Raw genomic sequence first — 25,175 nt, 5'->3', positions numbered from 1 at the left:
TCAGGCCTGGCTCCGCGACAAGATCATGGCTGACCGCCGGACTGGCGCTGTTCGATGCATTCGTGGGCATAGGCGACGTCGGCCAGGCGGGTGAACTGAATGGCCAGGCGTTGTGGCGCCTCTTCATCGGCAAACAATGGCGGCGGCAATTGCAGGCTGAGCCGCCGCAGGGTTTGCAGCAACGTCGAACGCTCGCGGTGGGCACTGAGCAGCACCTGCTCGCCCAACGCCCCGAGCAGCAGCTGGTCGAGGTCGTCGGGGTAGGTCAACACGCCGAGCAGGAACACCAGCCATTCGGCCTCATGGGGGTTGTGCCGACAGATCAGTGCATCGCCGAGCACGGCGCCGATAAACAGCCCATCGGCCGAACGCAAGCGCTTCAGGTCGGTCACCCGGGTCAGCAATTGGCCGAACTCGAGGCGCGAGCAACTGGGGTCCTGGGCGCTGATGTCAGTCAGCAACGCGGCTTCGATGAAGGCCAGCACATTCATGCGCTGTGCCGGGCCATACAGGGCGATCCAGTCCTGGTAGCAACCGAGCGGGCCTTCGTCGGACTCGAGAAAATCCCGGTAGGTCTCGCGCAACAGGCCGGCCCTGACCGTCATGCTCTTGCCGAACATCCTGGCCTTGAGCGCGGCGTTGATCCCGGCGTTCATGCGCTTGGGGGAGCCTTGGGCAACCACCGTCTGCAAGAGCGTTTCGAGGCGCTGGCGGGTGTGGGTTTCCAGGTTGCGGCGGCGCAACAACGCCCGCAGCACCAGCGCCAGGTCGCTGTCATCGGGGAACAGGCGGCGCGCCATCTGCAGCAACCAGGCCACGGGCTTGTCCGCCAGCCGCGCCAGGCTCAGCACCTGCCGGGCCTTGGGCACGGTGTCGTCCTCCAGCACGCGTTCGAAGGTGTCGGTCAGGGTTTCGGACTTGAGTTCGAACAACCGTCGGGCACGGAACTGCGTCAGCGCCGCCGACAACTCGTCGCTGATCTGCACGATGCGCTGCGCCATGGCCGCCGTTGCGCTGTCGTCCAGCGTCGCCTCGGCGTCGACTTGCGGTTGTGGATGCTCGGCGGCCTTCTCGGCATTCAACCGGGCCTGGGCGGCCCGGCCGCCCATGGAAACCGGTGGCAGGATCATTGCTCGGACATCCGGAAGTACATTCGCCGCACGCGCTCGTGCTGCTCAGGGGTCAGCAACGGCATGCCCAACTCCACCGTGGCGGATTCAAGGGCGTCGCGGATCTCCTTGGGCTGGATCAGAAACACCCGCACCGTGTTGGCCGAGCGGCCCTGGCGATAGCTGAACAATCGGCCGATCCACGGAATCGATCCCAGCACCGGCACGCGGCCGATCTGCTCGCCGTGATCGTCACGGGTGAAGCCGCCCACCAGCAGGCTCTTGCCCTGGGGCACCCGCGCCACGGTACTGATGCGGGTGCGCCCGACCGTCGGCAACGCACTGTGCTGCTCACCCCGGCCGGGATTCTCGACTTCGTTGCCGTCCTCGATATTGAGCGACATCTCGATCTCGTCGGCCTGGGCGAAACGCGGCAGCACGTTGACCAGGGTGCCGTAGGTGATGTGCTGCAGATCGACGCTGCGCTCCCCCACCAGCGGGGCGTAGAACGTGCGGTTGTTGTCGAAGATCGCCGGCACGTTTTCCTGCGTCAGGATCACCGGTCGCGAGACCACGTTCGCCCGGTGGGTACGTTCCAGCGCCATGACCTGGGTCACGAACGAGGCGCCGTCAAGGGTGGTGGCCGAGCCGGCGTTGAGCGAGGCGCTGAACTGCCCGCCAGACTTCACCGCGCCCTGCCAGTTGATGCCCAACTGGTTGAGCTCATCCTTGTGCAGGTCGATGATCCACAGCGACAACTCGACGTGGCGTTTCGGCGTGTCGAGGGCGTTGACCAGGTTCTCGATGAAGCGCACCTGCTCCGGCAGCCCCTTGACCAGCAGGCTGTTGGTATCCGGGTAGGCCACCACCCGAATGTTGCCGGCGGCCACCTCGCGCGCAATGATGCGTGGGGCCGTCGGGTCCTGGTCCGAAGAGGTGTTCGCCAGGCCTTCGAGGGGAAACACCGGCATCGTCCCCCGCGGTCGCGGTTCGGGGGTTTGCGCCACCGACGGCTCGACCTGTTGCTGCTCGCCGCGCAACAACGCTTCGATCACGGTGGCCAGCCCGGGGATGGTCACCTTGTCGTCGCGCAGCTCATATTGGCGATCGCTGACGAAGGTGTTGCGCACATGAATGACGCCAATCTGCTGCTTGCCCAGCAACAGTTCCGAGCGCTGGTTGTCCATCAACCCGGCCGCTTGCACCACCAGGTCGACATACATCGGCGGCCCCGACACATGGAACGTCCGCAGCCCGTCGTGGCGCAACGGATAACGCCCATCGTGCAAGCCCGAACGCCCGAGGAACGCCTGGAGCTTGGCGACGGTCAAGGTCTGCAGCGACATCATCGCGCTCTTGATTTCCGAGGCGTCATACAGATAGATCGCCTGGCCATCGCTGTACCAGATCAACCCCATCTGCGCGCTGACCCGCTCGAACGTCCGTTGCGGCGTGCGCAGATCGAACGTCCCGCCAATGCGCTTGGCCGCTGCGGCCTTGCTGACGATGACCGGTTTGCCCAAGGACCCGGACAACTCGCTGAAAAACGTGCGCGCACTCTGTTCCCGGGCCTCGAAGGTATAGACATTGGCCGCCGCGGCAACGGGCGCGAACAGCCACGCGCCGTTCAAGCAGAGGGATAACAGGACCCGGGATAACGAACGAGGGATCATCGACTCACTTGCCTGGCAGGTAGGTGATATCGGCCAGGCTGCTGGGGGTAAAACCCACCAGCTCGCGAATCTCCTTGGAGAAATGTGACGAAGAGGCGAAGCCGAACTCCAGCGCGACATCGGTCAGCGAGCCGTCCCCAAGGCTCATGTTCAACAACGCCCGGGCCGTGCGCCAACCGCGCAAGGCCGGTTTGGCCGCGCTGCCCAGGGCTTGGTGGCAGAGCCGGCGAAAATGCGAGACCGACACGCCATAACGCTGCGCCAGGGTGGTCAGTTTTTCACTGCGGGTGCCTTGCTCCAGCAAAAAGCGCACGAGCCCGTAGCTCTCGTGATGCCGCAACAGGCGAGCGACCGCGTGATAGGCCACGGTGCCGTCCATCGCTTGCCCGATGTACCAGCGTTCGAGCCGTTGGGGCGAGCGGACGGTTTCGCCGGCCACCGGCAACAAGGCCCATGGCAGCGCGTCCAGCCGCTGCCCGACATCCACCAGGGCATCGCTCATATCCAGGAACGCCTGCAGCTTGACCAGCGTCGCTTCGCACACCGGGGTGACATGCAACTTGCCGCCACTGAAGCGCAGCGAATCGCTCTGCACCACCAAACCCTCCCAACCGACGGGCAGGCAGTGACTGCGGCCCAACTGTGCAGCATTGAGCTGAACCGGGGACTGGGCCACGCGCAGGTGCAGCACGCGTTCGCCCAGATCAGGCAAGGTCGTGGCGCGAATTGATTTGTCCTGCATACCGTCTCCTTTGCTACGTGGCGTTGGAAGGAACGACAGGATGAAAGACCCGACGCCGGGAATCTTGATGGAAAGGTGATGAGGGCCGGGCTGGCATATGCCTTGCACCATTACTGTTCATCGGCGCCCATGCCGATGGCCAAATGAGTGCCAGACTGATTAAAGGGACAACGGCGGCGTCTCCAGCCCGGCTCTGGCAATTGGCTCGGACACGGCGCTTTTTTTATGTGTAAAGGTGAAGCGCGATGAATGAAGTTCCAGCCAACCCCCTGGCCTGGGTCAATGGCAGCGATGCCCCGGAAAAGAGCGCGGTCAACCTCGGTTTCATGGCCTTGAGCGACTGCGCCCCAGTGGTGGTCGCCGCCACCCAGGGCTTCGCCCAACCCTACGGCCTGACCCTGAACCTCAAGCGCCAGGCATCCTGGGCCAACCTGCGGGACAAACTGGTCAGCGGTGAAATCGATGCCGCCCACAGCCTGTATGGCCTGGTCTACGCCGTGCATCTGGGCATCGGCGGGGTCGCACCGACCGACATGGCGGTGCTGATGGGGCTGAACCAGAACGGCCAGAGCATCAACCTGTCCCATGGCTTGCAGGCCCAGGGCGTGACCAGTCCTGAAGCACTGGAACGGCACGTGCACCAAACTCGCCCGAAACTGACCTTCGCCCAGACCTTCCCCACCGGCACCCACGCCATGTGGCTCTATTACTGGCTCGCCGCCCAGGGCATCCACCCCTTGTCGGACGTCGACAGCGTGGTGGTGCCGCCGCCGCAAATGATTGCGCACCTGCAAGCCGGGCGCATCGACGGCTTTTGTGTCGGCGAGCCGTGGTGCGCCAGCGCGGTGAAACAGAACCTCGGTTTTACCCTGGCGACCACCCAGACCATCTGGCCCGACCACCCGGAAAAAGTCCTGGGCTGCACCCGGGCGTTCGTCGAGCAATACCCCAATACCGCCCGGGCCTTGGTGATGGCGATCCTCGAAGCCAGCCGCTTCATCGAACAAAACAGCGAAAACCGTCGCAGCACCGCGCAACTGTTGAGTGCACCCGAATACCTCGACGCCCCGCTGGACTGCATCGAGCCCCGCTTGCTGGGGATCTACGCCGATGGCTTGGGCAACAGTTGGCAGGATCCCCACGCCATGCGTTTCCACGGCAATGGCGAGGTGAACCTGCCATACCTGTCCGACGGCATGTGGTTCATGACCCAGTTCCGTCGCTGGGGCCTGCTGCGCGAAGACCCGGATTACCTGGCCGTGGCCCGGGACGTCCAGCAGCTCACGTTGTACCGTGAAGCCTGTGCGGCGCTGGACATCGCGTCCCCGGGCCAGGACATGCGCAGCAGCCAACTGATCGACGGCATCATCTGGGACGGCTCGGACCCGGTCGGGTACGCCCGCAGCTTCAAACTGCACGCCTTGAGCGATGCGGCTCCCCTTCTCGCCAGCCGCTGACAGGAGCCACGACCATGCTGCGTATCCTGCTGATCAACGACACCGCGAAAAAAGTCGGCCGCCTCAAGGCTGCCCTGATTGAAGCCGGTTTCGAAGTGATCGACGAATCCGGCCTGACCATCGACCTGCCGGCGCGCGTCGAAACGGTGCGTCCGGATGTGATCCTGATCGATACCGAGTCACCCGGACGCGATGTGATGGAGCAAGTGGTGCTGGTCAGTCGTGACCAACCACGACCGATCGTCATGTTTACCGACGAGCACGACCCCAATGTGATGCGCCAGGCGATCAAGTCGGGCGTCAGTGCCTACATCGTCGAAGGCATCCACGCCGCACGCCTGCAACCGATCCTCGACGTGGCCATGGCCCGCTTCGAAAGCGACCAGGCCCTGCGCGCCCAACTCCTGGCCCGGGACCAGCAACTGGCCGAACGCAAGCGCATCGAACTGGCCAAGGGCATGCTGATGAAGATGAAGGACTGCAACGAAGAGCAGGCCTACACCCTGATGCGCCGCCAGGCCATGAGCCGCCAGCAGAAGCTGATCCAGGTGGCTGAGCAGATCATTGCCATGAACGAGTTGCTCGGCTGAAAGCCTTGTAGCGCCTGGCCTGGCGCCATCGCGAGCAAGCTCGCTCCCACAGGTTCTGTAGCCTCTGAAGTTCCAGTGTGGGAGCGAGCTTGCTCGCGATAGCAATCTAACTTCCAACATCAATATCGACTGACCCACCGTCTTCGCGAGCAAGCCCGCTCCCACAGGTTTCATAGCCCCTGAAAATCCATTGTGGGAGCGAGCTTGCTCGCGATAGCAATCTAACTTCCACCATCAATATCGACTGACCCACCGTCTTCGCGAGCAAGCTCGCTCCCACAGGTTCTGTAGCCTCTGAAGTTCCAGTGTGGGAGCGAGCCTGCTCGCGATAGCCCTCACGCCAATCCCTACTGTTGGCACAGATCTCGCTTAAGCAAACCCACAGGTAACCAACGGCGGTTGCCCCACCTACGACAAAGACGTCGCACACCCTCCTTGCCTCTCTGGCGATCCGGGTTGCGGCGTTTTTTTGTTTTGGCTCTTCGGAGCCGGTGGTGCGACCACAGACGGCGCACTGCTCTAAGCACTGACTCATTTCTCGAGACTTTTACAGCTGAGGTGCGCGATGAATTCAAGCTTCTGGAAATCCGGCCACACCCCGACACTGTTCGCGGCCTTCCTCTACTTCGACCTGAGTTTCATGGTCTGGTACCTGCTCGGTCCACTGGCGGTGCAGATCTCCGCCGACCTGCACCTGACCACCCAACAACGCGGCCTGATGGTGGCGACACCGATCCTGGCCGGCGCCGTGCTGCGCCTGTTCATGGGCCTGCTGGCCGACCGGATTTCACCGAAGACCGCCGGCATGGTCGGCCAGGTGATTGTGATCGGTGCGCTGTTCTGCGCCTGGAAACTGGGCATCCACAGCTACGAGCAAGCCTTGTTGCTGGGCTTGTTCCTGGGCGTGGCCGGCGCGTCGTTCGCCGTGGCCCTGCCGCTGGCGTCCCAGTGGTATCCGCCACAGCACCAGGGCAAGGCCATGGGCATCGCTGGTGCCGGTAACTCGGGCACCGTGCTCGCAGCGTTGATCGCTCCAGTGATGGCGGTGGCCTTCGGCTGGACCAACGTGTTCGGCTTCGCGCTGATCCCCCTGGTGCTGACCCTGGTGCTCTTCGCCTGGCTGGCCAAGAACGCCCCCGAGCGGCCGAAAGCCAAATCCATGGCCGACTACCTCAAGGCCCTGGGCGATCGTGACAGCTGGTGGTTCATGTTCTTCTACAGCGTGACCTTCGGTGGTTTCATCGGCCTGGCCAGCGCCCTGCCCGGCTACTTCAACGACCAATACGGCCTGAGCCCGGTCACCGCCGGCTATTACACCGCCGCCTGCGTCTTCGGTGGCAGCCTGATGCGGCCCTTGGGCGGTGCCCTGGCGGACCGTTTCGGCGGCATCCGCACCTTGCTGGGCATGTACACCGTAGCGGCGGTCTGCATCGCGGCGGTGGGCTTCAACCTGCCAAGTTCCTATGCGGCCCTGGCCCTGTTCGTCTGCACCATGCTCGGTTTGGGTGCGGGTAACGGCGCGGTGTTCCAACTGGTGCCACAACGCTTCCGTCGCGAAATCGGCGTGATGACCGGGCTGATCGGCATGGCCGGCGGCATCGGTGGCTTCGCCCTGGCGGCGGGCATGGGGGCGATCAAGCAAAGCACCGGCAGCTATCAACTGGCGCTGTGGTTGTTCGCCAGCCTCGGTGTCCTGGCCTGGTTCGGCCTGCACGGCGTCAAGCGTCGCTGGAGAACCACTTGGGGTTCGGCCGCCGTCACCGCTGCTCGGGTATAACCTGCAACCATGAGCCTGCAATTGAGCTTCGCCGAAGCCAGTGCCATTGGCCCGCGGGAGGAAAACCAGGACGCCCTGCGCCTGGTCACCCCCGCCCCGGCCCTGGCCGCCAGCAAGGGTTACCTGTTCGCCATCGCCGACGGCGTGAGCCAATGCGCCGATGGCGGGCTGGCCGCCCGTTCGACCTTGCAGGCCCTGGCCCTGGACTACTACTCCACGCCGCAAACCTGGGGCGTGGCCCAGGCCCTGGACCGGCTGTTGCTGGCACAGAACCGTTGGCTGCAAGCCAACGGTGGCGGGCAACCGCTGCTCACCACCGTCAGTGCGCTGGTCCTGCGGGGCCGGCGCTTCACCCTCGCGCATGTCGGCGATTGCCGGGTCTACCGCTGGCATGCCGATCATCTGCAACGGGTCAGCGAGGATCACGTCTGGGAACAGCAGGGCATGCAACATGTGCTCAAGCGCGCCCTGGGCCTGGATCAACACCTGATCCTCGACTTTCTCGACGGTGAACTGCGCATCGACGAAACCTTCGTATTGCTCAGCGACGGCGTCTGGGCGGTCCTGGGGGACACGGCCATCGCCGGCATCCTGCGCGACCAGCCGGACCTGGACCTGGCCGCGCAGACGCTGGTCAACGCCGCGCACCTGGCCGGTAGCCAGGACAACGCCAGCGCCTTGTTGGTGCGGGTCGATGCGGTGGGCGAAGCCAGCATCGGCGATGCCCTGATCCAGTTGCAGCAATGGCCCCTGCCGCCTGCGTTGAAACCGGGCCAGGTCTTCGAGGGCTGGCAGATCGAAAGCCTGCTCGGCCACAGCCAGCAATCGTTGCTCTACCGGGTACGCGACGGCCAAGGCCAACCCTGGCTGCTGAAAACCCTGCCCGTGCACCTACGGGACGACACCCGGGCCGGACAGGCCTTGCTCTCGGAAGAATGGTTTCTCAAGCGGGTCGCCGGACGACAGTTTCCCGAGGTCCATGGCGTTCCCCAGCGGCAGCATTTGTACTATGTGATGCGGGAGTATCCGGGGGCGACCCTGGCCGAACTGTTCAACCAGGGTGGACCGCTGCCTCTGGCGCAATGGCTGGACCTGGCGCAACGGCTGGTGCGGGCCGTGGGCCTGTTGCATCGAAGGCAGATCTACCACCGCGACATCAAGCCGGAAAACCTGCACCTGGGCGACGACGGGGAATTGCGCTTGCTGGACTTTGGGTTGGCGTACTGCCCGGGCCTGTCCGAAGACCAGGCCAACGTGTTGCCCGGCACCCCCAGCTACATCGCCCCGGAAGCCTTCGGCGGCACCGCGCCCACGGCGCAACAGGATCTGTATGCCGTCGGCGTGACCGTGTATTTCCTGCTGACCGGGCATTATCCCTACGGCGAGATCGAAGCCTTCCAGCGTCCGCGCTTCGGTGTGCCGGTCAGTGCCAGCCGCTATCGGCCGGACCTGCCCGAATGGCTCGGGCAAAGCCTGGAACGCGCCGTCGCGGCGGACCCGGGCCAGCGCTTTGAAACCGCCGAGGAATGGCTGTTGCTGCTGGAACAGGGCGAGCGCCGCAGCTTGAGCGTAAGGCCCAGGCCATTGCTGGAGCGCGAACCGCTGAAGGTCTGGCGGACGTTGGCGCTGGTGTCGTTGGTGGTGAATGTTGTGCTGCTGTTTTTGGTGTTTCACTCGTCATGACCGTGGCGAGGGAGCTTGCTCCCGCTGGGCTGCGAAGCAGACCCAATAACTTGCGACCGCTTCGCGCTCGAGCGGGAGCAAGCTCCCTCGCCACATAAAACGCCTTACCGCTCGACAGCGCTCCAATACCGGGCAACACGCTTTGATTCGGTGCAATAAATCCCTCTTCAACTCGACTCACCCGCCTGCCCCTCAATAAATCCGCGCCCTCGCGGCACTTGGCACAACCACTGCATAACCTCTCTCACCATACATAAAGCAACGCCTCCAACGATGAAGGCGGTGCTTCCCGAGAGAACGGGACCAGGACAAAGGCGTCCTCGCTAGCTTGCTAGCGGGACGCCTTTTTTTGTTTTCGTAAAAATTGCCGAGCCAGTCCGATCGCCGTGACGAAACGGACCTGGCTTGCGGAGAACCCTGATGAAAAAACTCAAACTGGTAATGATCGGCAACGGCATGGCCGGGGTTCGAACCCTCGAGGAACTGCTCAAGCTGAGCAACGAGCTGTACGACATCACGGTGTTCGGCGCCGAGCCCCACACCAACTACAACCGCATCCTGCTCTCGCCGGTGCTGGCCGGTGAGCAGACGTTCGAAGAGATCGTGCTCAACGACCTGAGCTGGTACCTGGACAACAACATCAAGCTGCTGCTCAACCGCAAAGTGGTGGAGATCGACCGGGTCAAGCGTCGGGTCATCGCCGAAGACGGCAGCGAAGCCGAATACGATCGCCTGCTCATCGCCACCGGCTCCACCCCGTTCATCCTGCCGATCCCCGGCAATACCCTGGACGGCGTGATCGGCTACCGCGACATCGCCGACACCCAGGCAATGATCGACACCGCCAAGACCCACAAGCACGCCGTGGTCATCGGCGGCGGCCTGCTGGGTCTGGAGGCCGCCAACGGCTTGAAGCTGCGGGGCATGGACGTGACCGTGGTGCACCTGGGCGAATGGCTGCTGGAACGGCAACTGGACAAGACCAGCGGCCAATTGCTGCAGACCGCCCTGGAAAACCGTGGCCTGAAATTCCGCCTCAGCGAGCAGACCCAGGCCCTGCACGACGCCGGCAATGGCCGGGTCGGCTCGGTCCAGTTCAAGAACGGCGACATCATCCCCGCCGACCTGGTGGTGATGGCCGCCGGCATCCGTCCCAACACCGCGCTGGCGGAAAAATCCGGCATCCCGTGCAACCGTGGGATCCTGGTCAACGACACGATGCAAACCTACGACCCGCGCATCTACGCCATCGGTGAATGCGCCAACCACCGCGGCACCGCCTACGGCCTGGTGGCGCCGTTGTTCGAGCAGGCCAAGGTCTGCGCCAACCACCTCGCCCAACTGGGCTTCGCCACTTACAAGGGCTCGGTCACGTCGACCAAGCTGAAAGTCACCGGCATCGACCTGTTCTCCGCCGGGGACTTCATGGGCGGCGAAGGCACCGAGACCATCACCCTTTCCGACCCCATCGGTGGCGTCTACAAAAAACTGGTGATCAAGGATGACGTGCTGGTCGGCGCCTGCCTGTATGGCGATACCGCGGACGGCGGCTGGTACTTCCGCCAGATCCGTGAAAACCACGGCATCAGCGAAATCCGCGATCACCTGATGTTCGGCGAAAACGCCTTGGGCGACGTCGGCCACCAAGGCCAGGACAAAGCCATGAGCATGGCCGACAGCGCCGAAGTCTGCGGCTGCAACGGCGTGTGCAAGGGCGCCATCGTCAAGGCGATCCAGGAACACGGGCTGTTCAGCGTCGATGACGTGAAAAAACACACCAAGGCCGCCAGCTCCTGCGGCTCCTGCGCCGGCCTGGTGGAACAGATCCTGATCAACACCGTCGGCGGCGCGGCGGACGTCAAACCGAAGAGCGAAAAAGCCATCTGCGGGTGCAGCGACCTCAACCACGGCCAGATCCGCCAGGCGATCCGCGACCAGCACCTGCTGAGCATCGCCGGGGCCATGAGCTACCTGAACTGGCGCACCCCGAACGGCTGCGCCACCTGCCGCCCGGCGCTGAACTACTACCTGATCTCCACCTGGCCCGGCGAAGCCCAGGACGACCCGCAGTCGCGCCTGATCAACGAACGCGCCCACGCCAACATCCAGAAAGACGGCACCTACTCGGTGGTTCCGCGGATGTGGGGCGGCGTGACCAATCCTTCGGAACTGCGGCGCATCGCCGACGTGGCCGACAAGTACAACGTACCCATGGTCAAGGTCACTGGCGGGCAGCGCATCGATTTGCTGGGGATCAAGAAGCAGGACCTCCCCGGCGTCTGGAAAGACCTCGACATGCCGTCCGGCCACGCCTACGGCAAGTCCATCCGCACCGTGAAGACCTGCGTGGGCAGTGAGTTCTGCCGCTTCGGCACGCAGAACTCGACCCAACTGGGCATCGAGCTGGAACACGACCTGTTCAACATGTGGTCCCCCCACAAGGTAAAGCTGGCCGTCTCCGGTTGCCCACGCAACTGTTCGGAAGCCGGGATCAAGGACGTCGGCATTATCGGCGTCGACTCCGGCTGGGAGATGTACATCGGTGGCAACGGCGGGATCAAGACCGAGGTCGCCGAATTCTTCGTCAAGCTCAAGACCGCTGAGGAAGTGCGTGAATACAACGGCGCCTTCCTGCAGTTGTACCGCGAGGAAGCCTTCTACCTCGAACGCACTGTGCATTACATGCAGCGAGTTGGCATGGAGCACATCAAGAAAGCCGTGCTGGAAGACCCCGAGCGGCGCAAGGCCCTCCACGAACGCCTGAAGTTTTCCCTGTCGCTGGAACAGGACCCTTGGAAGCAACGCCTGGAACAGCCTCAGTTGAAGAAAGAGTTCGAGGTCATCCCCGTGAAAAACCTGGAGGTGCCGGCATGAACTGGTTGGATATCTGCGCACTGGAAGAGATCAACATCTTGGGCTCGCGCATCATCAATGGCCCCAAAGGCGATATCGCGATTTTCCGCACCAGCGACGATGAAGTGTTCGCCCTCGATGACCGTTGCCCGCACAAGGGCGGCCCGTTGTCCCAAGGCTTGGTCTACGGCAAGCGCGTGGCCTGTCCGCTGCACAACTGGCAGATCGACCTGGAAAGCGGCCAGGCCCAAGCCCCCGACGTGGGCTGCGCCCATCATCATTCGGCCCGGGTCGAAAACGGCCGGGTGCAGTTGGCCCTGCGGGACGCGAGCTGATGAACCGCCAGATCACTGCCTCGACCTGCTGTTATTGCGGGGTCGGTTGCGGCGTCCTGATCGAGCATGACGACGAGCGCATCCTCGGCGTCAGCGGCGATCCCGCCCACCCGGCCAACTTCGGCAAACTGTGCAGCAAGGGTTCCACCCTGCACCTGACCGGCGACCTCGCCGCCCGCGCCCTGTACCCGGAACTGCGCCTGGGCAAAGGCCTGGCCCGGGCCCGTACCGACTGGGACAGCGCCCTGGATCACGCCGCCAGCGTCTTCGCGGCGACCATCGCCGAGCACGGCCCCGACAGCGTGGCGTTCTACATCTCCGGCCAATTGCTGACCGAGGATTACTACGCCTTCAACAAACTCGCCCGGGCATTGGTGGGCACCAACAACATCGACAGCAATTCCCGGCTGTGCATGTCCTCCGCCGTGGTGGGCTACAAACGCAGCCTCGGCGCCGACGCCCCACCCTGCAGTTACGAAGACCTGGAGCTGAGCGACTGCGTGATGATCGTCGGCAGTAACATGGCCTACGCCCATCCCATCCTCTTTCGCCGCCTCGAAGAGGCCAAATCCCGCCGGCCGCAGATGAAAATCATCGTCATCGATCCCCGGCGCACCGACACCTGCGACCTGGCGGACCTGCACCTGGCGATCCTGCCGGGCACCGATGTCGCCTTGTTCCATGGGATTTTGCACCTGCTGCTGTGGGAAGACTGGGTCGACCGCGACTTCATCAAGGCCCACACCGAAGGTTTGGCGGACCTGAAGAACCTGGTACGCGACTACACCCCGGCAATGGTCGCCCAGTTGTGCGGCATCAGCGTCGAACAACTGCACCAGTGCGCCGAATGGGTCGGCACCTCGCCGAGCTTCCTGTCGCTGTGGTGCATGGGCCTGAACCAGTCCACCGCCGGCAGCGCCAAGAACAGCGCACTGATCAACCTGCACCTGGCCACCGGGCAAATCGGCCGGCCGGGGGCGGGCCCCTTCTCACTGACCGGCCAGCCCAATGCCATGGGCGGACGGGAAACCGGCAGCCTGTCGAACCTGTTGCCGGGCCATCGTGAAGCGGCCAACCCGGAGCATCGCGCCGACGTCGCCCGTTACTGGGGCGTCGAGCAATTGCCCGCCACCACCGGCTTGAGCGCCATCGAGCTGTTCGAGCAAGTGCGCAGCGGCAAGATCAAGGCCTTGTGGATCGCCTGCACCAACCCGGCCCAGTCGATGCCGGACCAGACAGCGGTACGCGAGGCCCTGCAAGCCTGTCCGTTCGTGGTGTTGCAGGAAGCCTTCCGGACCACCGAGACCGCTGCCTTTGCCGACCTGCTGCTGCCGGCAGCCAGTTGGGGCGAGAAAGAAGGCTCGGTGACCAACTCCGAACGGCGTATTTCCCACGTCCGTCGGGCCATCGGCGCACCGGGTGAAGCACGGCCGGACTGGGCAATCACAGTGGATTTCGCACAACGCCTGGAGAAACGTCTGCGCCCAGGCCAACCCAGCCTGTTCGCCTTTGACACCCCGGCCCAACTGTTCGATGAATACAAGCAACTGACCCGTGGCCGCGACCTGGACTTGTCCGGCATCAGCCATGCCCTGATCGACCGGCTCGGCCCTCAGCAATGGCCCTTCCCGGACGGCGCCACGGTCGGGACGGCGCGCCTGTACGTGGACGGGATTTTCCCGACCGACAGTGGCCGAGCGCGCTTCGTGGCCGATCCCTATCGCGCCGCCCAGGAACTGCGTGACGCCCGCTACCCATTGACCCTCAACACTGGCCGCTTGCGTGACCAGTGGCACGGCATGAGCCGCACCGGTACCGCCGCGCAGCTGTTTGGGCATGTGAACGAAGCCGTACTCAGCCTGCATCCCGATGAACTGCAGCGGCATCGCCTGCAAGCGGGCGACCTGGTCAGCCTCAAGAGCCGTCGCGGCAGCGTGATCGTGGCGGTGGACAGCGACGACAGCGTGCGCCCCGGCCAAGCGTTCCTGCCCATGCACTGGGGTGATCGATTCCTCAAGGGCGGCGTGAATACCCTGACTCAACCGGCTTTCGACCCCTTGTCGAAACAACCGGAACTCAAGCACAGCGGCGTGCGCCTGGAGCCGGTGAACCTGCCTTGGCAGCTTTTCGCCTTGATCGAAGGCGATGTTCAACAGCATCTGGAGGCGCTGCGCCCCCTGTGCGAGGCGTTTTCCTACGTCAGCCTGAGCCTGACCGGCCGTGAGCGTCCTGCGTTGCTGATTCGCGCTGCCAGCGCCGTTGCACCCGAACCGCAACTGCTCCAGGCCATCGACGAGCAATTGGGCCTGATCGACGGGCCGGTGCTGGCCTATGACGACCCGCGTCGCGCTATCGGCAAACGGGTGCGCATCGAAAGCGGCCGCATCACCGCCATTCGCCTGGCCGGCGAAACCCTGGCTCGGCACTGGCTGCAGAACCTGTGGCTGGAAGGCCGTGCCGATGAACAACTGCGGCGCTGGCTGCTGGCGCCTTTGAGCGCGCCGCCGGGCAATGTCGGCGCCGCAACGGGTGGCAGCAAAACGCTGTGCAACTGCATGAACGTCAGCCAGCGTGCGATCTGCGCAGGCATTGAACGTGGCTTGGACTTGCAGGGGCTTAAACAGGAATTGGGCTGTGGCACGCAATGCGGTTCGTGCGTACCGGAAATCAAACGCCTGCTGGTTGCCACTGCGCAACCGCTGGCGGCTATCTCGTGAGGAAAACACTATGAACGCAAAAGTCTGGCTGGTGGGTGCAGGTCCCGGTGACCCTGAATTGCTGACCCTCAAAGCCGTGCGCGCCTTGGGCGAGGCCGACGTGGTGTTGATCGACGACCTGGTCAATGCCGCGGTGCTGGAACACTGCCCCGCTGCGCGCATCATTGCCGTGGGCAAGCGCGGCGGCTGCCGTTCCACCCCCCAGGCCTTCATTCATCGGCTGATGCTGCGTTATGCCCGCCAGGGCAAATGCGTGGTGCGTCTCAAGGGCGGCGACCCGTGCATCTTCGGCCGTGGCGGCGAAGAGGCGCAGTGGTTGCGCGAGCATGGCGTCGAGGTGGAGCTGGTCAACGGCATCACCGCCGGCCTCGCGGGGGCGACCCAGTGCGATATTCCACTGACCCTGCGCGGGATTGCCCGGGGCGTGACCCTCGTCACGGCCCACACCCAGGACGGTAGCAGCCTGAACTGGCAAGCCTTGGCTCAAAGCGGCACAACGCTGGTGGTGTACATGGGCGTGGCGAAACTGAGCGAGATCCGTGAGCAGTTGCTGGCCGGTGGCCTGGCGGCGAACACGCCCGTGGCCATGATCGAAAACGCCTCCCTGCCCCACCAGCGTGATTGCCGCAGCGACCTGGCCTCGATGGAAGCCGATGCCAGCGCCTTCCAGCTCAAGAGCCCGGCGATCCTGGTGATTGGCGCGGTGGCCGGTGCTGCCGAACTGGCAGCGTCACAGCCTGCGTGGGTTCAGGCTTCGGCGCTGTAACAAACAACACCCAACCCAATGTGGGAGCGAGCTTGCTCGCGATAGCGTCGGGTCAGCAGCATCAATACTGGCTGACACACCGCTATCGCGAGCAAGCTCGCTCCCACAGGTTTTGTGTTTAACCAACGGTCTTGCGGCAACGCCCCCCTCATTTTCATAAATCCCAGGCAAAGAAAAGCCCGGCCTAGGCCGGGCTTTTCCAAAGCTGTGGGCTAATTACTTAGCTTGAGCTTCAACCTGCGCTTCTACGCGACGGTTAACTGCACGACCAGCTTCAGTGGCGTTGTCGGCAACTGGGCGGGTTTCGCCGTAGCCAACAGACTGAACGCGGGACGATTCAACACCGTACTGGTTGGTCAGAACTTGCTTAACGGCGTTTGCACGACGCTCGGACAGTTTCTGGTTGTAAGCGTCAGGACCGACGGAGTCAGTGTGACCTTCAACAGTGGTGCTGGTGGATGGGTACTGCTTCATGAAGTCAGCCAGGTTCTTGATGTCGCCGTAGCTGTTAGGCTTGACGACCGACTTGTCGAAGTCGAACTTGACGTCCAGCTCAACACGAACGACTTCGGCAACTGCTGGGCAGCCATCAGCGTCAACGGTTACGTTGGCTGGGGTGTCAGGGCACTTGTCGACGTTGTCGCACACGCCGTCGTTGTCGCTGTCGGAGCAGACTTCAGCCGGAGCTGGAACTGGAGCAGCAGCAGGCTTGGAGCCGCCACCGAAGTTCACACCGATACCAACGCTTGGCGCCCACTCGGTGTCGCCCTGGTCGATGTTGTACTGAGCTTCAACGCCGGCACGGGCGTAGAAGTTCTCGGTGAAATACAGCTTGGCGCCGCCACCAACGTTGGCGAAGGTAGAACGGTTACGACCGTTGCTGCCATTCTGGTCGATGCTCTGGTCGGAGAAACCGGCCGAAACGTAAGGACGCAGCATGTCGCCTGGGTTGTTGAAGTGGTACAGGGCGTCCAGAGCGGTGTTGGCGCCCTTGACGTTAGTGCCGTCGTCGGTACGTGCGTTGTGCACTTCGTCGTAGGCCAGACGCAGTTCAACGTCGTCGGTCAGAAAGTAACCAACCGAACCGCCGAACAGGTTGCCGTTGTTCTTGAAGTTACGAGCGCTGTCGAATTGTTCTTTCTTGGCGAAGCCTTCGATTTCAACTGCGCCTTGGCCTTGTGCCAGAGCGCCGAACGAAGTGGCAGCAATCAAAGAACCAATGGCAAAGCCCAAGGTGTTTTTCAGTTTCATCCGTTAAATCCCCATCTGGTGATTGTGAAGCAGTCCCGCAAACCGGGGGACAACTCGGCGGCAAGTCTATCAGAACTTGCCTACGCGTAAGAGATATTTGCGCCGAACTAAGTTTCAGCAATGCCCGCAAATTTCTCACGCAATTTGTCAAGAGCGCGCTTGTAACGCATTTTTGTCGCGCTCAAACCCATGTGCATGATGTCTGCGATCTCCTGGAATTCCAGCTCTGCGACAAATCGTAGCACCAGAATTTCCCGGTCGATCGGGTTTACATAGACCAGCCAGCGATCGAGTCCACCCTTTTCCTCGGGCTTGGGCGCCTTATCTTCCGACGCTTCCTCGAGAGGGTCCAGGCTCAACGCGTCCATCAAGCGACGCTTTCGCCGTTCCTTGCGATACTGCGTGATGCATTCGTTGTACGTGATGCTGTAGAGCCAGGTCTTGAACTTCGATTTCCCCTCGAAGTTCTTCAGGCCATACAGCACCTTCAACATCACCTCCTGACAGACATCGTCAGCATCACGATCGTTCCCGAGATAACGCGCACAAACGTTAAATAAAGTTCTCTGGTAGCGACGCATCAACTCTTCATAGGCGCGTGTTACGTGGAACAGCTCCGTATGTGCGCGCGCGACCAACTCCTCATCGGAGAGATCACGGGGGTCGTAGCGCGTGGATAGCGATTGGGGTTTGTTCAAAACAAGTCGGGCCGACAGTCTAGGTCAATGTGCGCCGCAGCCTGTGCTAGCAGGCATTTCGCGGCGGCATACATTAGCAGGGTTTGCCGGGTTAGCGGCTACTCACATGCTGTTCCAGCAGGATCCGATTGGAAAGCGACACCAACTCGCCCTCCTCGGTCAGCAATGTGGTTTTCACCGTGCCGATCTCCTCGATCTGGCCTTCGACCTCGCCAACACGCACTTGTTGCCCAACCTCATACAATTCACGCACATAGATTCCCGCAAGAATCTGACCGGCGATTTCCCGGCTTCCCAATCCCATTGCCAGCGCAACCGCCAGACCAACGGTAATCAATACGATCACGATCACGTGGTTGAGCAGGTCAGTCTTGACCTCCAACTGGCTGATCGCCACCGAAATGCTGATGATAATCACCAGGCCCTGGGCGATACGCCCCACGCCAGCGGCATAGTCCAGCCCGACGCCTTCGGCCGCACCGCGTACCAGCCCATTGGCCAGTTGTGCCAGCAGGACCCCCACCAGCAATACCAGCGCGGCACCAAAAACCTTCGGCAAATACAATGCAAGCATATCGAGCGTAGCTGAAACTCGCTCAAGGCCAAGGGATTCTGCTGCGGAAACCAGGAAAATAAGCAATACGAACCAATAGACAATCTTGCCGACCAAGGTCGAGATCGGCACCTGGATGCCGCCACGGGACAGCAACTTGGTCAGGCCGGTGCCGCCCATCAGGCGATCGAGGCCCAGCTTGGCGAGCAACTTGGACAGCAGTGTATCCAGCAGCTTGGCCACGACAAAACCCAACAACAGCACCACCAGCGCCCCGAAGAGGTTCGGGATGAAGTTGGCTACCTTGGTCCACAACGCAGTCATTGCCGTGACGAGGCTCTGGGTCCAGAGATCAAGTTCCATATTCAATCAGCCTTATCAGCGGTGCGAGTAACAGGTTTACGGCGGGAAACCGGCGAGACATGGGCCGATCCGTTATTCAGGGCGATCATCAGCGCGGGCAACCAACGGCCCAGCAGGCTGAACAGATCGCCCGCGCCGACCTGGCGGTTGGCGGTTTTCAGTACACGTCCCAGGCATGCATCGTCGTCCCGGCTGGACGGCGAAGCCTTGAGCATGTCGCGCAAAGACTGTTCAAACGGATCGTGCATACGCACCTCTCGTGATGTCTGTGGAAGACGCGATCAAATTTCGTCGGGTCACATGAAACCCCTGTCACACCCAGCGCAAACGGCGGAACAACCACCACTGCCCCAGTGCCACGCAGATCATCAGCAGGCACGCGACCATGAAACCGTAGGGGCTTTCGGAAAACGGAATGCCGCCGACGTTGATACCTAAAAGGCCGGTGAGAAAACTCATCGGCAGGAAAATCCCGGTGACGATGCCGAAGCGGTACATGGTGCGGTTCATGCGTACCGAAAGGCGCCGGTCTTCGGCCTCCAGCACAAGCCCCACGCGCTCTCGAGTCAATTCCAGCTCCTCGAGGTAACGGGTCAGGCTGTTGTTCAATTCGTTCCAATAGTCGCCGTCGTCGTCGAAAAACCAGGGCAGCTTGAGCCGCGTCATCTGGCCGAAGATGTCCCGCTGTGGCGCCAGGAATCGCTTGAGTCCGGCGGCCCTTCGACGGATGTGCAAAATGGCGTCGTGCTCGGGGGTATACCGTTCGTCGGTATCAAGCTTTTCTTCCTCGCCATCGACGATTTCGGACAGGCAAGTGACCAGGTCCTGCACCTTGTTGGTGAGGTATTGCGCCATATAAAGGATGAGTTCAGACGCCGTTTTCGGCCCCTTGCCCTCGGCCAGTTGCGCCAACAGTTCATCGGTGGCGCGCAACGGACGCAGGCGCAGGGAGATCACCCGCTGGGCGGACGCGAAGATCCGTACCGACACCATGTCTTCCGGCTCGGCGCCCGGGTTGAGGTTGATCCCCCGCAGGAACAGCAGCAGTTCGGCGTTGGGCAACGGCAACAAGCGCGGCCGGGTGTTCTCTTCGAGCAGCAGGTCGCAGTTGAATTCGCTCAGGCCGCTGGATTTGCGCAGCCAGGTGTGGGTTTGCGGATGACTGCGATCCCAGTGCAGCCACAGGCTTTCGTGGGCCTGCAACTGCAAATCGTCGAGTTCGGTCCGGGCTATGGAACGCGCGCCGCCTTTACCGTCCAGCACCAGGGCATGCACCAGCCCCCATTGCGCGTTTTCTTCCTCGAACATCCTCATCCCTTATGGCTGCAGCGCTTCATTCAGGCATTTTCAGCGGGCTTGGCGAAACGATCACGCCGTTGTTGTCGGCGTAGACATACTCGCCCGGGCGGAACGTCACGCCGGCAAAGGTCACTGCCACATTGAGCTCGCCGACACCACGCCGGTCGGTCTTCATCGGATGGCTGGCCAGGGCCTGGACCCCGAGGTCGGTCTGGGCGATGACATCGACGTCGCGGATGCAACCGTAGATCACCAGCCCTTCCCAGCCATTTTTCGCGGCTTTTTCCGCCAGCATGTCCCCCAGCAGTGCCCGGCGCAGGGAACCGCCGCCGTCGACCACCAGCACCTTGCCGTTGCCTTTGAATTCAACCTGCTCCTTGACCCGCGAGTTGTCCTCGAAGCACTTGATGGTCACGATTTCGCCGCCGAAGGAATCGCGGCCACCGAAATTGCTGAACATCGGTTCCAACACCTGCACCAGTTCCGGGTAGGCGTCGCACAGGTCGGGCGTGAGGTAATGGTTCATCGAACAACTCCTGGAAGGCTGGAACGTCAGACTGAATGAGCAACCGTTTGTGACTGGAACTGCTTGAAGCGTCATATCTTAGCCGCAAGCCGACCAGAGCGAAATGCCCTTGTCAGAGCCTTCGCCTCAAACCGCCTCGGCCAACTGGGGCTGTTCTGCCAGCAGGGGGGCCTGTTGATCCTCGAGCCAACGCGCCACCAACGGCCAGACCTCAAGGTGGGCGGCCTTGCTGACCAGCATCTCGACATGACCGAAATCGTCAGTGAAACCCTGTCTCCGGCCCAGGCAGACAAACTGCTTGTGCACGGAGCCGATCTGATCGAAAAGCTTGCGGCAAGCCCAGGTCGGGTCCTGGTGATCACCCGCGGCACTCACCGCCAGCACCGGCAACTGGACATCGGCCAACCCGGCCCACCAGTTCTTCTCGGCATCGCCGAAACGCCCGAACAAACCGTACCAACGCATACTTTCCAGGGCCAGGCCGATAGGCTCGTCCTCGGGGCCACGCTTGAGCCTCGAGCCGGATAACTGGGCAAAGCGCTTGAGAATGAAGCGACCGCTCCATTCCACCGGCGGAATCTTCAGCGGCCAGTAGGTGCGGCTGACCTGGGTGCCGAAAAACGCCGCCGACGCCACGGCAGGCTCGCCCAGGTAGTGGCCGCCCAAGGCTGCCGCCAGGGTGATGCCCCCCAGGGAATGACCAATCCAGTGGGGAACCTGCCCGCTCTGTTCACGCACGAAGGCGCCAATGGCCGGCAAATCGTAGCGGGCGTAGTCGGCCACTCGATTGTGGCGATAGCCCTGGTTGCGCTGGGAGAGCCCATGGCCGCGCATCTCGGGGATCCACACGTCGAATCCCAGGCGTGCCAGGTACGCCCCCAGGCCCAGGCCCTTGGGCGAATACCAGAAGCGCCGGTTGGAAAAACTGCCGTGCAACAGGATCACCGGGACGCCACGGGTCTGGCCGGCATCGGCCATGCCCAGCCGGGTCACGGCCAGTTCGACGCTGTAGTCCGGGCTGTTGCCGGGTTTCAAGCGATAGACATCTTCGCTCAGATCACCGCGCCGCTCGGCGCTGATCAGGGCGACAGGAAATAGGTCGCTGCTGCTTTGCATAATCTTCTTGCACAAAAAAAGACGACTGTGGGAGCGAGCTTGCTCGCGATTGCGTTGGATCAGCAAAATAATCTTGGCTGACACTCCGCTATCGCGAGCAAGCTCGCTCCCACAAAGGTTACCCGGCTTACATTACCGGTGAGGCCCCTTCACTCGATCAGACCGCCGCCTGACCCTCGGCCAGGAAGAACCAGGTTTCCAGCACGGAGTCGGGGTTCAACGAAACGCTTTCGATGCCCTGTTCCATCAGCCACTTGGCCAGGTCCGGGTGGTCCGAAGGACCCTGGCCGCAGATGCCGATGTACTTGCCAGCCTTGTTGCAGGCGGCGATGGCATTGGCCAGCAGCTTCTTGACCGCCGGGTTCCGCTCGTCGAACAGGTGGGCGATGATCCCGGAATCGCGGTCCAGGCCCAGGGTCAGCTGGGTCAAGTCGTTGGAACCGATGGAGAAACCGTCGAAGAACTCGAGGAACTCTTCAGCCAGGATGGCGTTGGACGGCAATTCGCACATCATGATCACGCGCAGGCCATTGTCGCCACGGGCCAGGCCGTTTTCCGCCAGCAGGTCGACGACCTGGCTCGCTTCGCCCAGGGTCCGCACGAACGGCACCATGATCTCGACGTTGGTCAGGCCCATCTCGTTGCGCACGCGCTTGAGGGCGCGGCACTCGAGCTCGAAGCAGTCGCGGAACGATTCGCTGATGTAGCGCGACGCGCCACGGAAGCCCAACATCGGGTTCTCTTCTTCCGGCTCGTAGAGCTTGCCGCCGATCAGGTTGGCGTATTCGTTGGACTTGAAGTCCGACAGACGCACGATGACCTTTTTCGGCCAGAACGCCGCCGCCAGGGTACTGATGCCTTCCACCAGCTTCTCGACGTAGAAACCGACCGGATCGTTGTAGCCGGCAATGCGCTTGTCGACGCTGTCCTTGATTTCCTGGGGCAGGCCGTCGTAGTTCAGCAGTGCCTTGGGGTGCACGCCGATCATGCGGTTGATGATGAACTCCAGGCGGGCCAGGCCCACACCGGCGTTCGGCAACTGGGCGAAGTCGAAGGCACGGTCCGGGTTGCCGACGTTCATCATGATCTTGAACGGCAGATCCGGCATGGCGTCCACGGAGTTCTTCTTGATGTCGAAGCCCAGTTCGCCCTCGAAGATATAGCCGGTGTCGCCTTCGGCGCAGGAAACGGTCACGCCCTGGCCGTCCTTGAGCAGTTGGGTGGCGTTGCCGCAACCGACCACGGCCGGGATCCCCAGTTCACGGGCGATGATCGCCGCGTGGCAGGTACGCCCGCCGCGGTTGGTGACGATGGCGCTGGCGCGCTTCATCACCGGTTCCCAGTCCGGGTCGGTCATGTCGGAGACCAGTACGTCGCCGGCCTGGACCTTGTCCATCTCCGAGACGTCTTTGATGATCCGCACCTTGCCCGCGCCGATGCGCTGGCCGATGGCCCGGCCTTCCACCAGCACGGTGCCGGTTTCCTTGAGCAGGTAGCGCTCCATGACGTTGGCCTGGGTGCGGCTTTTCACGGTTTCCGGACGGGCCTGCACGATATACAGCTTGCCGTCGTCACCGTCCTTGGCCCACTCGATGTCCATCGGGCACTTGTAGTGCTGCTCGATGATCATCGCCTGCTTGGCCAGCTCGCTGACCTCGGCGTCGCTCAGGCAGAAACGCGCGCGCTCGGCCTTGTCCACGTCGACGGTCTTCACCGAGCGACCGGCCTTGGCTTCGTCGCCGTAGATCATCTTGATGGCCTTGCTGCCCAGGTTGCGGCGCAGGATGGCCGGACGACCGGCTTGCAGCGTGCCCTTGTGAACGTAGAACTCATCCGGGTTCACCGCGCCCTGCACGACGGTTTCACCCAGGCCGTAGGCGCCGGTGATGAACACCACGTCACGGAAGCCGGACTCGGTGTCGAGGGTGAACATCACGCCGGCGGTGCCGGTTTCGGAGCGGACCATGCGCTGCACACCGGCGGACAGGGCGACCAGCTTGTGGTCGAAGCCCTGGTGCACGCGGTAGGAAATGGCACGGTCGTTGAAAAGGGAGGCGAAGACTTCCTTGGCGGCACGGATGACGTTTTCCACGCCACGGATGTTCAGGAAGGTTTCCTGCTGGCCGGCGAAGGAGGCATCCGGCAGGTCTTCGGCGGTGGCCGATGAACGCACGGCGACGGCGATATCGGGATTGCCTTCGGACAGTTTGGCGAAAGCGGTGCGGATCTCGGCGTTCAGTTTCTCGGGGAACTCGGCTTCCATGATCCATTGACGGATCTGGGCACCGGTCTTGGCCAGGGCGTTGACGTCATCGACGTCCAGGGCATCGAGCGCATCGTGGATCTGCTTGTTCAGGCCGCTCAGTTCCAGGAAATCACGATAAGCCTGGGCGGTCGTGGCGAAGCCACCTGGCACCGATACGCCGGCACCGGCGAGGTTGCTGATCATCTCGCCCAGGGATGCGTTCTTGCCCCCCACATGCTCCACATCATGGACGCCGAGCTTATCGAGGGAAACTACGTACTCTACCAAGGTGATCTCTCCACTAACTGTGTTGGAAAAGCTCAAGGCACCGGCGGCTCCAGGGGAGCGCTTGCCGGCGATATGGCCTGGACCTGGAAAATAAGTGAGAATGCAGGCCACTGGCGGCCGGCAAATCGCGCCTATCATATCCAAGAATCGTCACTAGCTCACTAGCTTAAGGCCCAAGGCGCAAATGAAACGATCTGCTTTCTTTATCTCCGACGGCACCGGCATCACGGCCGAAACGCTAGGCCAAAGCCTGTTGGCACAGTTCGAAAACATTACCTTCGCCAAGATGACACGTCCGTACATAGACAGCGTCGACAAGGCGCGGGCCATGGTACAGCAAATCAATAAAGCCGCCGAAACCGACGGTTTCCGCCCGATCATCTTCGATACCATCGTCAATCAGGACATCCGTGAGATTCTTGCAACGTCCAATGGTTTCATGATCGACATTTTTTCCACCTTCCTGGCGCCCCTGGAACAGGAACTGAGCGAGCATTCCTCCTACTCGGTCGGCAAGTCCCATTCCATTGGCCACAACTCCAACTACATGGAGCGGATCGAGGCGGTCAACTTCGCGCTGGACAACGATGACGGCGCCCGCACGCATTATTACGACAAGGCCGACCTGATCCTAGTGGGCGTGTCGCGTTGTGGTAAGACACCGACGTGCCTGTACATGGCGATGCAATTCGGCATCCGCGCGGCCAACTATCCGCTGACCGAAGACGACATGGAGCGCCTGCAACTGCCCAGCGCCCTGCGCGCCCACCAGCACAAGCTGTTCGGCCTGACCATCGACCCGGACCGCCTCACGGCGATCCGCAACGAGCGCAAGCCCAACAGTCGTTATTCAAGCTACGCCCAGTGCGAGTTCGAAGTGCGTGAGGTGGAAAACCTGTTCCGACGGGAGAACATTCCCCATATCAACTCCACGCATTTTTCCGTGGAAGAGATTTCGGCGAAGATCCTGGTGGAGAAAGGGGTGGAACGGCGGTTCAAATAACCAGACGGTGTGCCGGGAACCTGTGGGAGCGAGCTTGCTCGCGATGACGGAGTGTCAGCCAACATTGATCTTGCTGACCCGCCGCAATCGCGAGCAAGCTCGCTCCCACAAGGGTTGGGAAGTCTTCCGGC

Annotated in this window: 20 protein-coding genes; 9 read left to right on the top strand and 11 right to left on the bottom strand. The window is 62.4% G+C overall.

Annotated features, from left to right (window positions below):
- Positions 1-23: 23 nt before the first annotated feature.
- The 3 genes from sctW to J4E63_RS06520 are packed head-to-tail and all read right to left on the bottom strand — an operon-like array spanning position 24 to position 3,524.
- Positions 24-1,130 (bottom strand): type III secretion system gatekeeper subunit SctW, encoded by a 1,107-nt coding sequence (gene sctW, locus J4E63_RS06530; RefSeq protein WP_207281417.1) that lies wholly within the window; start codon positions 1,128-1,130, stop codon positions 24-26.
- Entirely contained in the window at positions 1,127-2,782 is a 1,656-nt protein-coding gene (gene sctC / locus J4E63_RS06525) for a type III secretion system outer membrane ring subunit SctC (protein WP_207281416.1), read from the bottom strand. The genes sctW and sctC overlap by 4 nt, the downstream gene beginning before the upstream one ends.
- Before the next feature lie 4 nt (positions 2,783-2,786).
- Positions 2,787-3,524 (bottom strand): helix-turn-helix domain-containing protein, encoded by a 738-nt coding sequence (locus tag J4E63_RS06520; protein WP_207281415.1) that lies wholly within the window; start codon positions 3,522-3,524, stop codon positions 2,787-2,789.
- Positions 3,525-3,769: 245 nt separating this feature from the next.
- Here J4E63_RS06520 and J4E63_RS06515 point away from each other — a divergent pair, with 245 nt between their 5' ends.
- The 8 genes from J4E63_RS06515 to cobA all read left to right on the top strand — a co-directional run bounded on the left by J4E63_RS06515 (position 3,770) and on the right by cobA (position 15,702).
- Positions 3,770-4,981: a CmpA/NrtA family ABC transporter substrate-binding protein gene (locus tag J4E63_RS06515; RefSeq protein WP_207281414.1), complete on the top strand. Its 1,212-nt coding sequence runs from the start codon at positions 3,770-3,772 to the stop codon at positions 4,979-4,981.
- 14 nt (positions 4,982-4,995) lie between these two features.
- A complete protein-coding gene (locus J4E63_RS06510; RefSeq protein ID WP_060738484.1) occupies positions 4,996-5,571 on the top strand; it encodes an ANTAR domain-containing response regulator in 576 nt (191 codons plus the stop codon).
- Positions 5,572-6,136: 565 nt separating this feature from the next.
- On the top strand, positions 6,137-7,348 hold the full coding sequence (locus J4E63_RS06505) for a NarK/NasA family nitrate transporter (RefSeq protein ID WP_025212688.1): 1,212 nt from the start codon (positions 6,137-6,139) through the stop codon (positions 7,346-7,348).
- Positions 7,349-7,357: 9 nt separating this feature from the next.
- Positions 7,358-9,031: a bifunctional protein-serine/threonine kinase/phosphatase gene (locus J4E63_RS06500; protein WP_207281413.1), complete on the top strand. Its 1,674-nt coding sequence runs from the start codon at positions 7,358-7,360 to the stop codon at positions 9,029-9,031.
- 420 nt (positions 9,032-9,451) lie between these two features.
- Entirely contained in the window at positions 9,452-11,905 is a 2,454-nt protein-coding gene (nirB, locus tag J4E63_RS06495; RefSeq protein ID WP_207281412.1) for a nitrite reductase large subunit NirB, read from the top strand.
- Positions 11,902-12,219 carry a nitrite reductase small subunit NirD gene (nirD, locus tag J4E63_RS06490; protein ID WP_018605256.1) on the top strand — a complete coding sequence of 106 codons (318 nt, stop codon included), beginning with the start codon at positions 11,902-11,904 and terminating at the stop codon, positions 12,217-12,219. Before nirB ends, nirD begins: the two co-directional genes overlap by 4 nt.
- Entirely contained in the window at positions 12,219-14,936 is a 2,718-nt protein-coding gene (locus tag J4E63_RS06485; protein WP_207281411.1) for a nitrate reductase, read from the top strand. The genes nirD and J4E63_RS06485 overlap by 1 nt, the downstream gene beginning before the upstream one ends.
- Before the next feature lie 10 nt (positions 14,937-14,946).
- Positions 14,947-15,702, top strand: a complete 756-nt coding sequence (cobA, locus tag J4E63_RS06480; RefSeq protein ID WP_060738488.1) for a uroporphyrinogen-III C-methyltransferase — start codon at positions 14,947-14,949, stop codon at positions 15,700-15,702.
- 216 nt (positions 15,703-15,918) lie between these two features.
- Here the strand turns inward: cobA and J4E63_RS06475 are convergent, their stop codons facing one another.
- The 8 genes from J4E63_RS06475 to ppsA form a co-directional block, all read right to left on the bottom strand.
- Positions 15,919-16,953, bottom strand: coding sequence for an OmpA family protein (locus J4E63_RS06475; RefSeq protein WP_060738489.1), 1,035 nt, complete (start codon positions 16,951-16,953; stop codon positions 15,919-15,921).
- Between the two features lie 107 nt (positions 16,954-17,060).
- A complete protein-coding gene (sigX, locus tag J4E63_RS06470; protein WP_003183614.1) occupies positions 17,061-17,651 on the bottom strand; it encodes an RNA polymerase sigma factor SigX in 591 nt (196 codons plus the stop codon).
- 91 nt (positions 17,652-17,742) lie between these two features.
- Entirely contained in the window at positions 17,743-18,567 is an 825-nt protein-coding gene (locus J4E63_RS06465) for a mechanosensitive ion channel family protein (protein WP_003199523.1), read from the bottom strand.
- A gap of 2 nt (positions 18,568-18,569) precedes the next feature.
- Positions 18,570-18,815 carry a hypothetical protein gene (locus J4E63_RS06460; RefSeq protein ID WP_014337331.1) on the bottom strand — a complete coding sequence of 82 codons (246 nt, stop codon included), beginning with the start codon at positions 18,813-18,815 and terminating at the stop codon, positions 18,570-18,572.
- 64 nt (positions 18,816-18,879) lie between these two features.
- Positions 18,880-19,875 carry a zinc transporter ZntB gene (locus J4E63_RS06455; RefSeq protein WP_060738490.1) on the bottom strand — a complete coding sequence of 332 codons (996 nt, stop codon included), beginning with the start codon at positions 19,873-19,875 and terminating at the stop codon, positions 18,880-18,882.
- Positions 19,876-19,900: 25 nt separating this feature from the next.
- Positions 19,901-20,392, bottom strand: coding sequence for a ribonuclease E activity regulator RraA (rraA, locus tag J4E63_RS06450; RefSeq protein ID WP_207281410.1), 492 nt, complete (start codon positions 20,390-20,392; stop codon positions 19,901-19,903).
- Positions 20,393-20,518: 126 nt separating this feature from the next.
- A complete protein-coding gene (locus J4E63_RS06445) occupies positions 20,519-21,508 on the bottom strand; it encodes an alpha/beta fold hydrolase (protein WP_207281409.1) in 990 nt (329 codons plus the stop codon).
- 157 nt (positions 21,509-21,665) lie between these two features.
- Positions 21,666-24,041, bottom strand: coding sequence for a phosphoenolpyruvate synthase (gene ppsA, locus J4E63_RS06440; protein ID WP_014337327.1), 2,376 nt, complete (start codon positions 24,039-24,041; stop codon positions 21,666-21,668).
- A 184-nt stretch (positions 24,042-24,225) separates the two neighbouring features.
- On the opposite strand from ppsA, the gene J4E63_RS06435 reads away from it, so the two are divergent.
- Entirely contained in the window at positions 24,226-25,044 is an 819-nt protein-coding gene (locus J4E63_RS06435) for a pyruvate, water dikinase regulatory protein (RefSeq protein ID WP_072407939.1), read from the top strand.
- Positions 25,045-25,175: the final 131 nt, after the last annotated feature.

This window comes from Pseudomonas sp. FW300-N2F2, assembly GCF_017351655.1.
Classification (GTDB): domain Bacteria; phylum Pseudomonadota; class Gammaproteobacteria; order Pseudomonadales; family Pseudomonadaceae; genus Aquipseudomonas; species Aquipseudomonas fluorescens_AA.
This window is presented reverse-complemented; position numbering and strand designations above follow the sequence as displayed.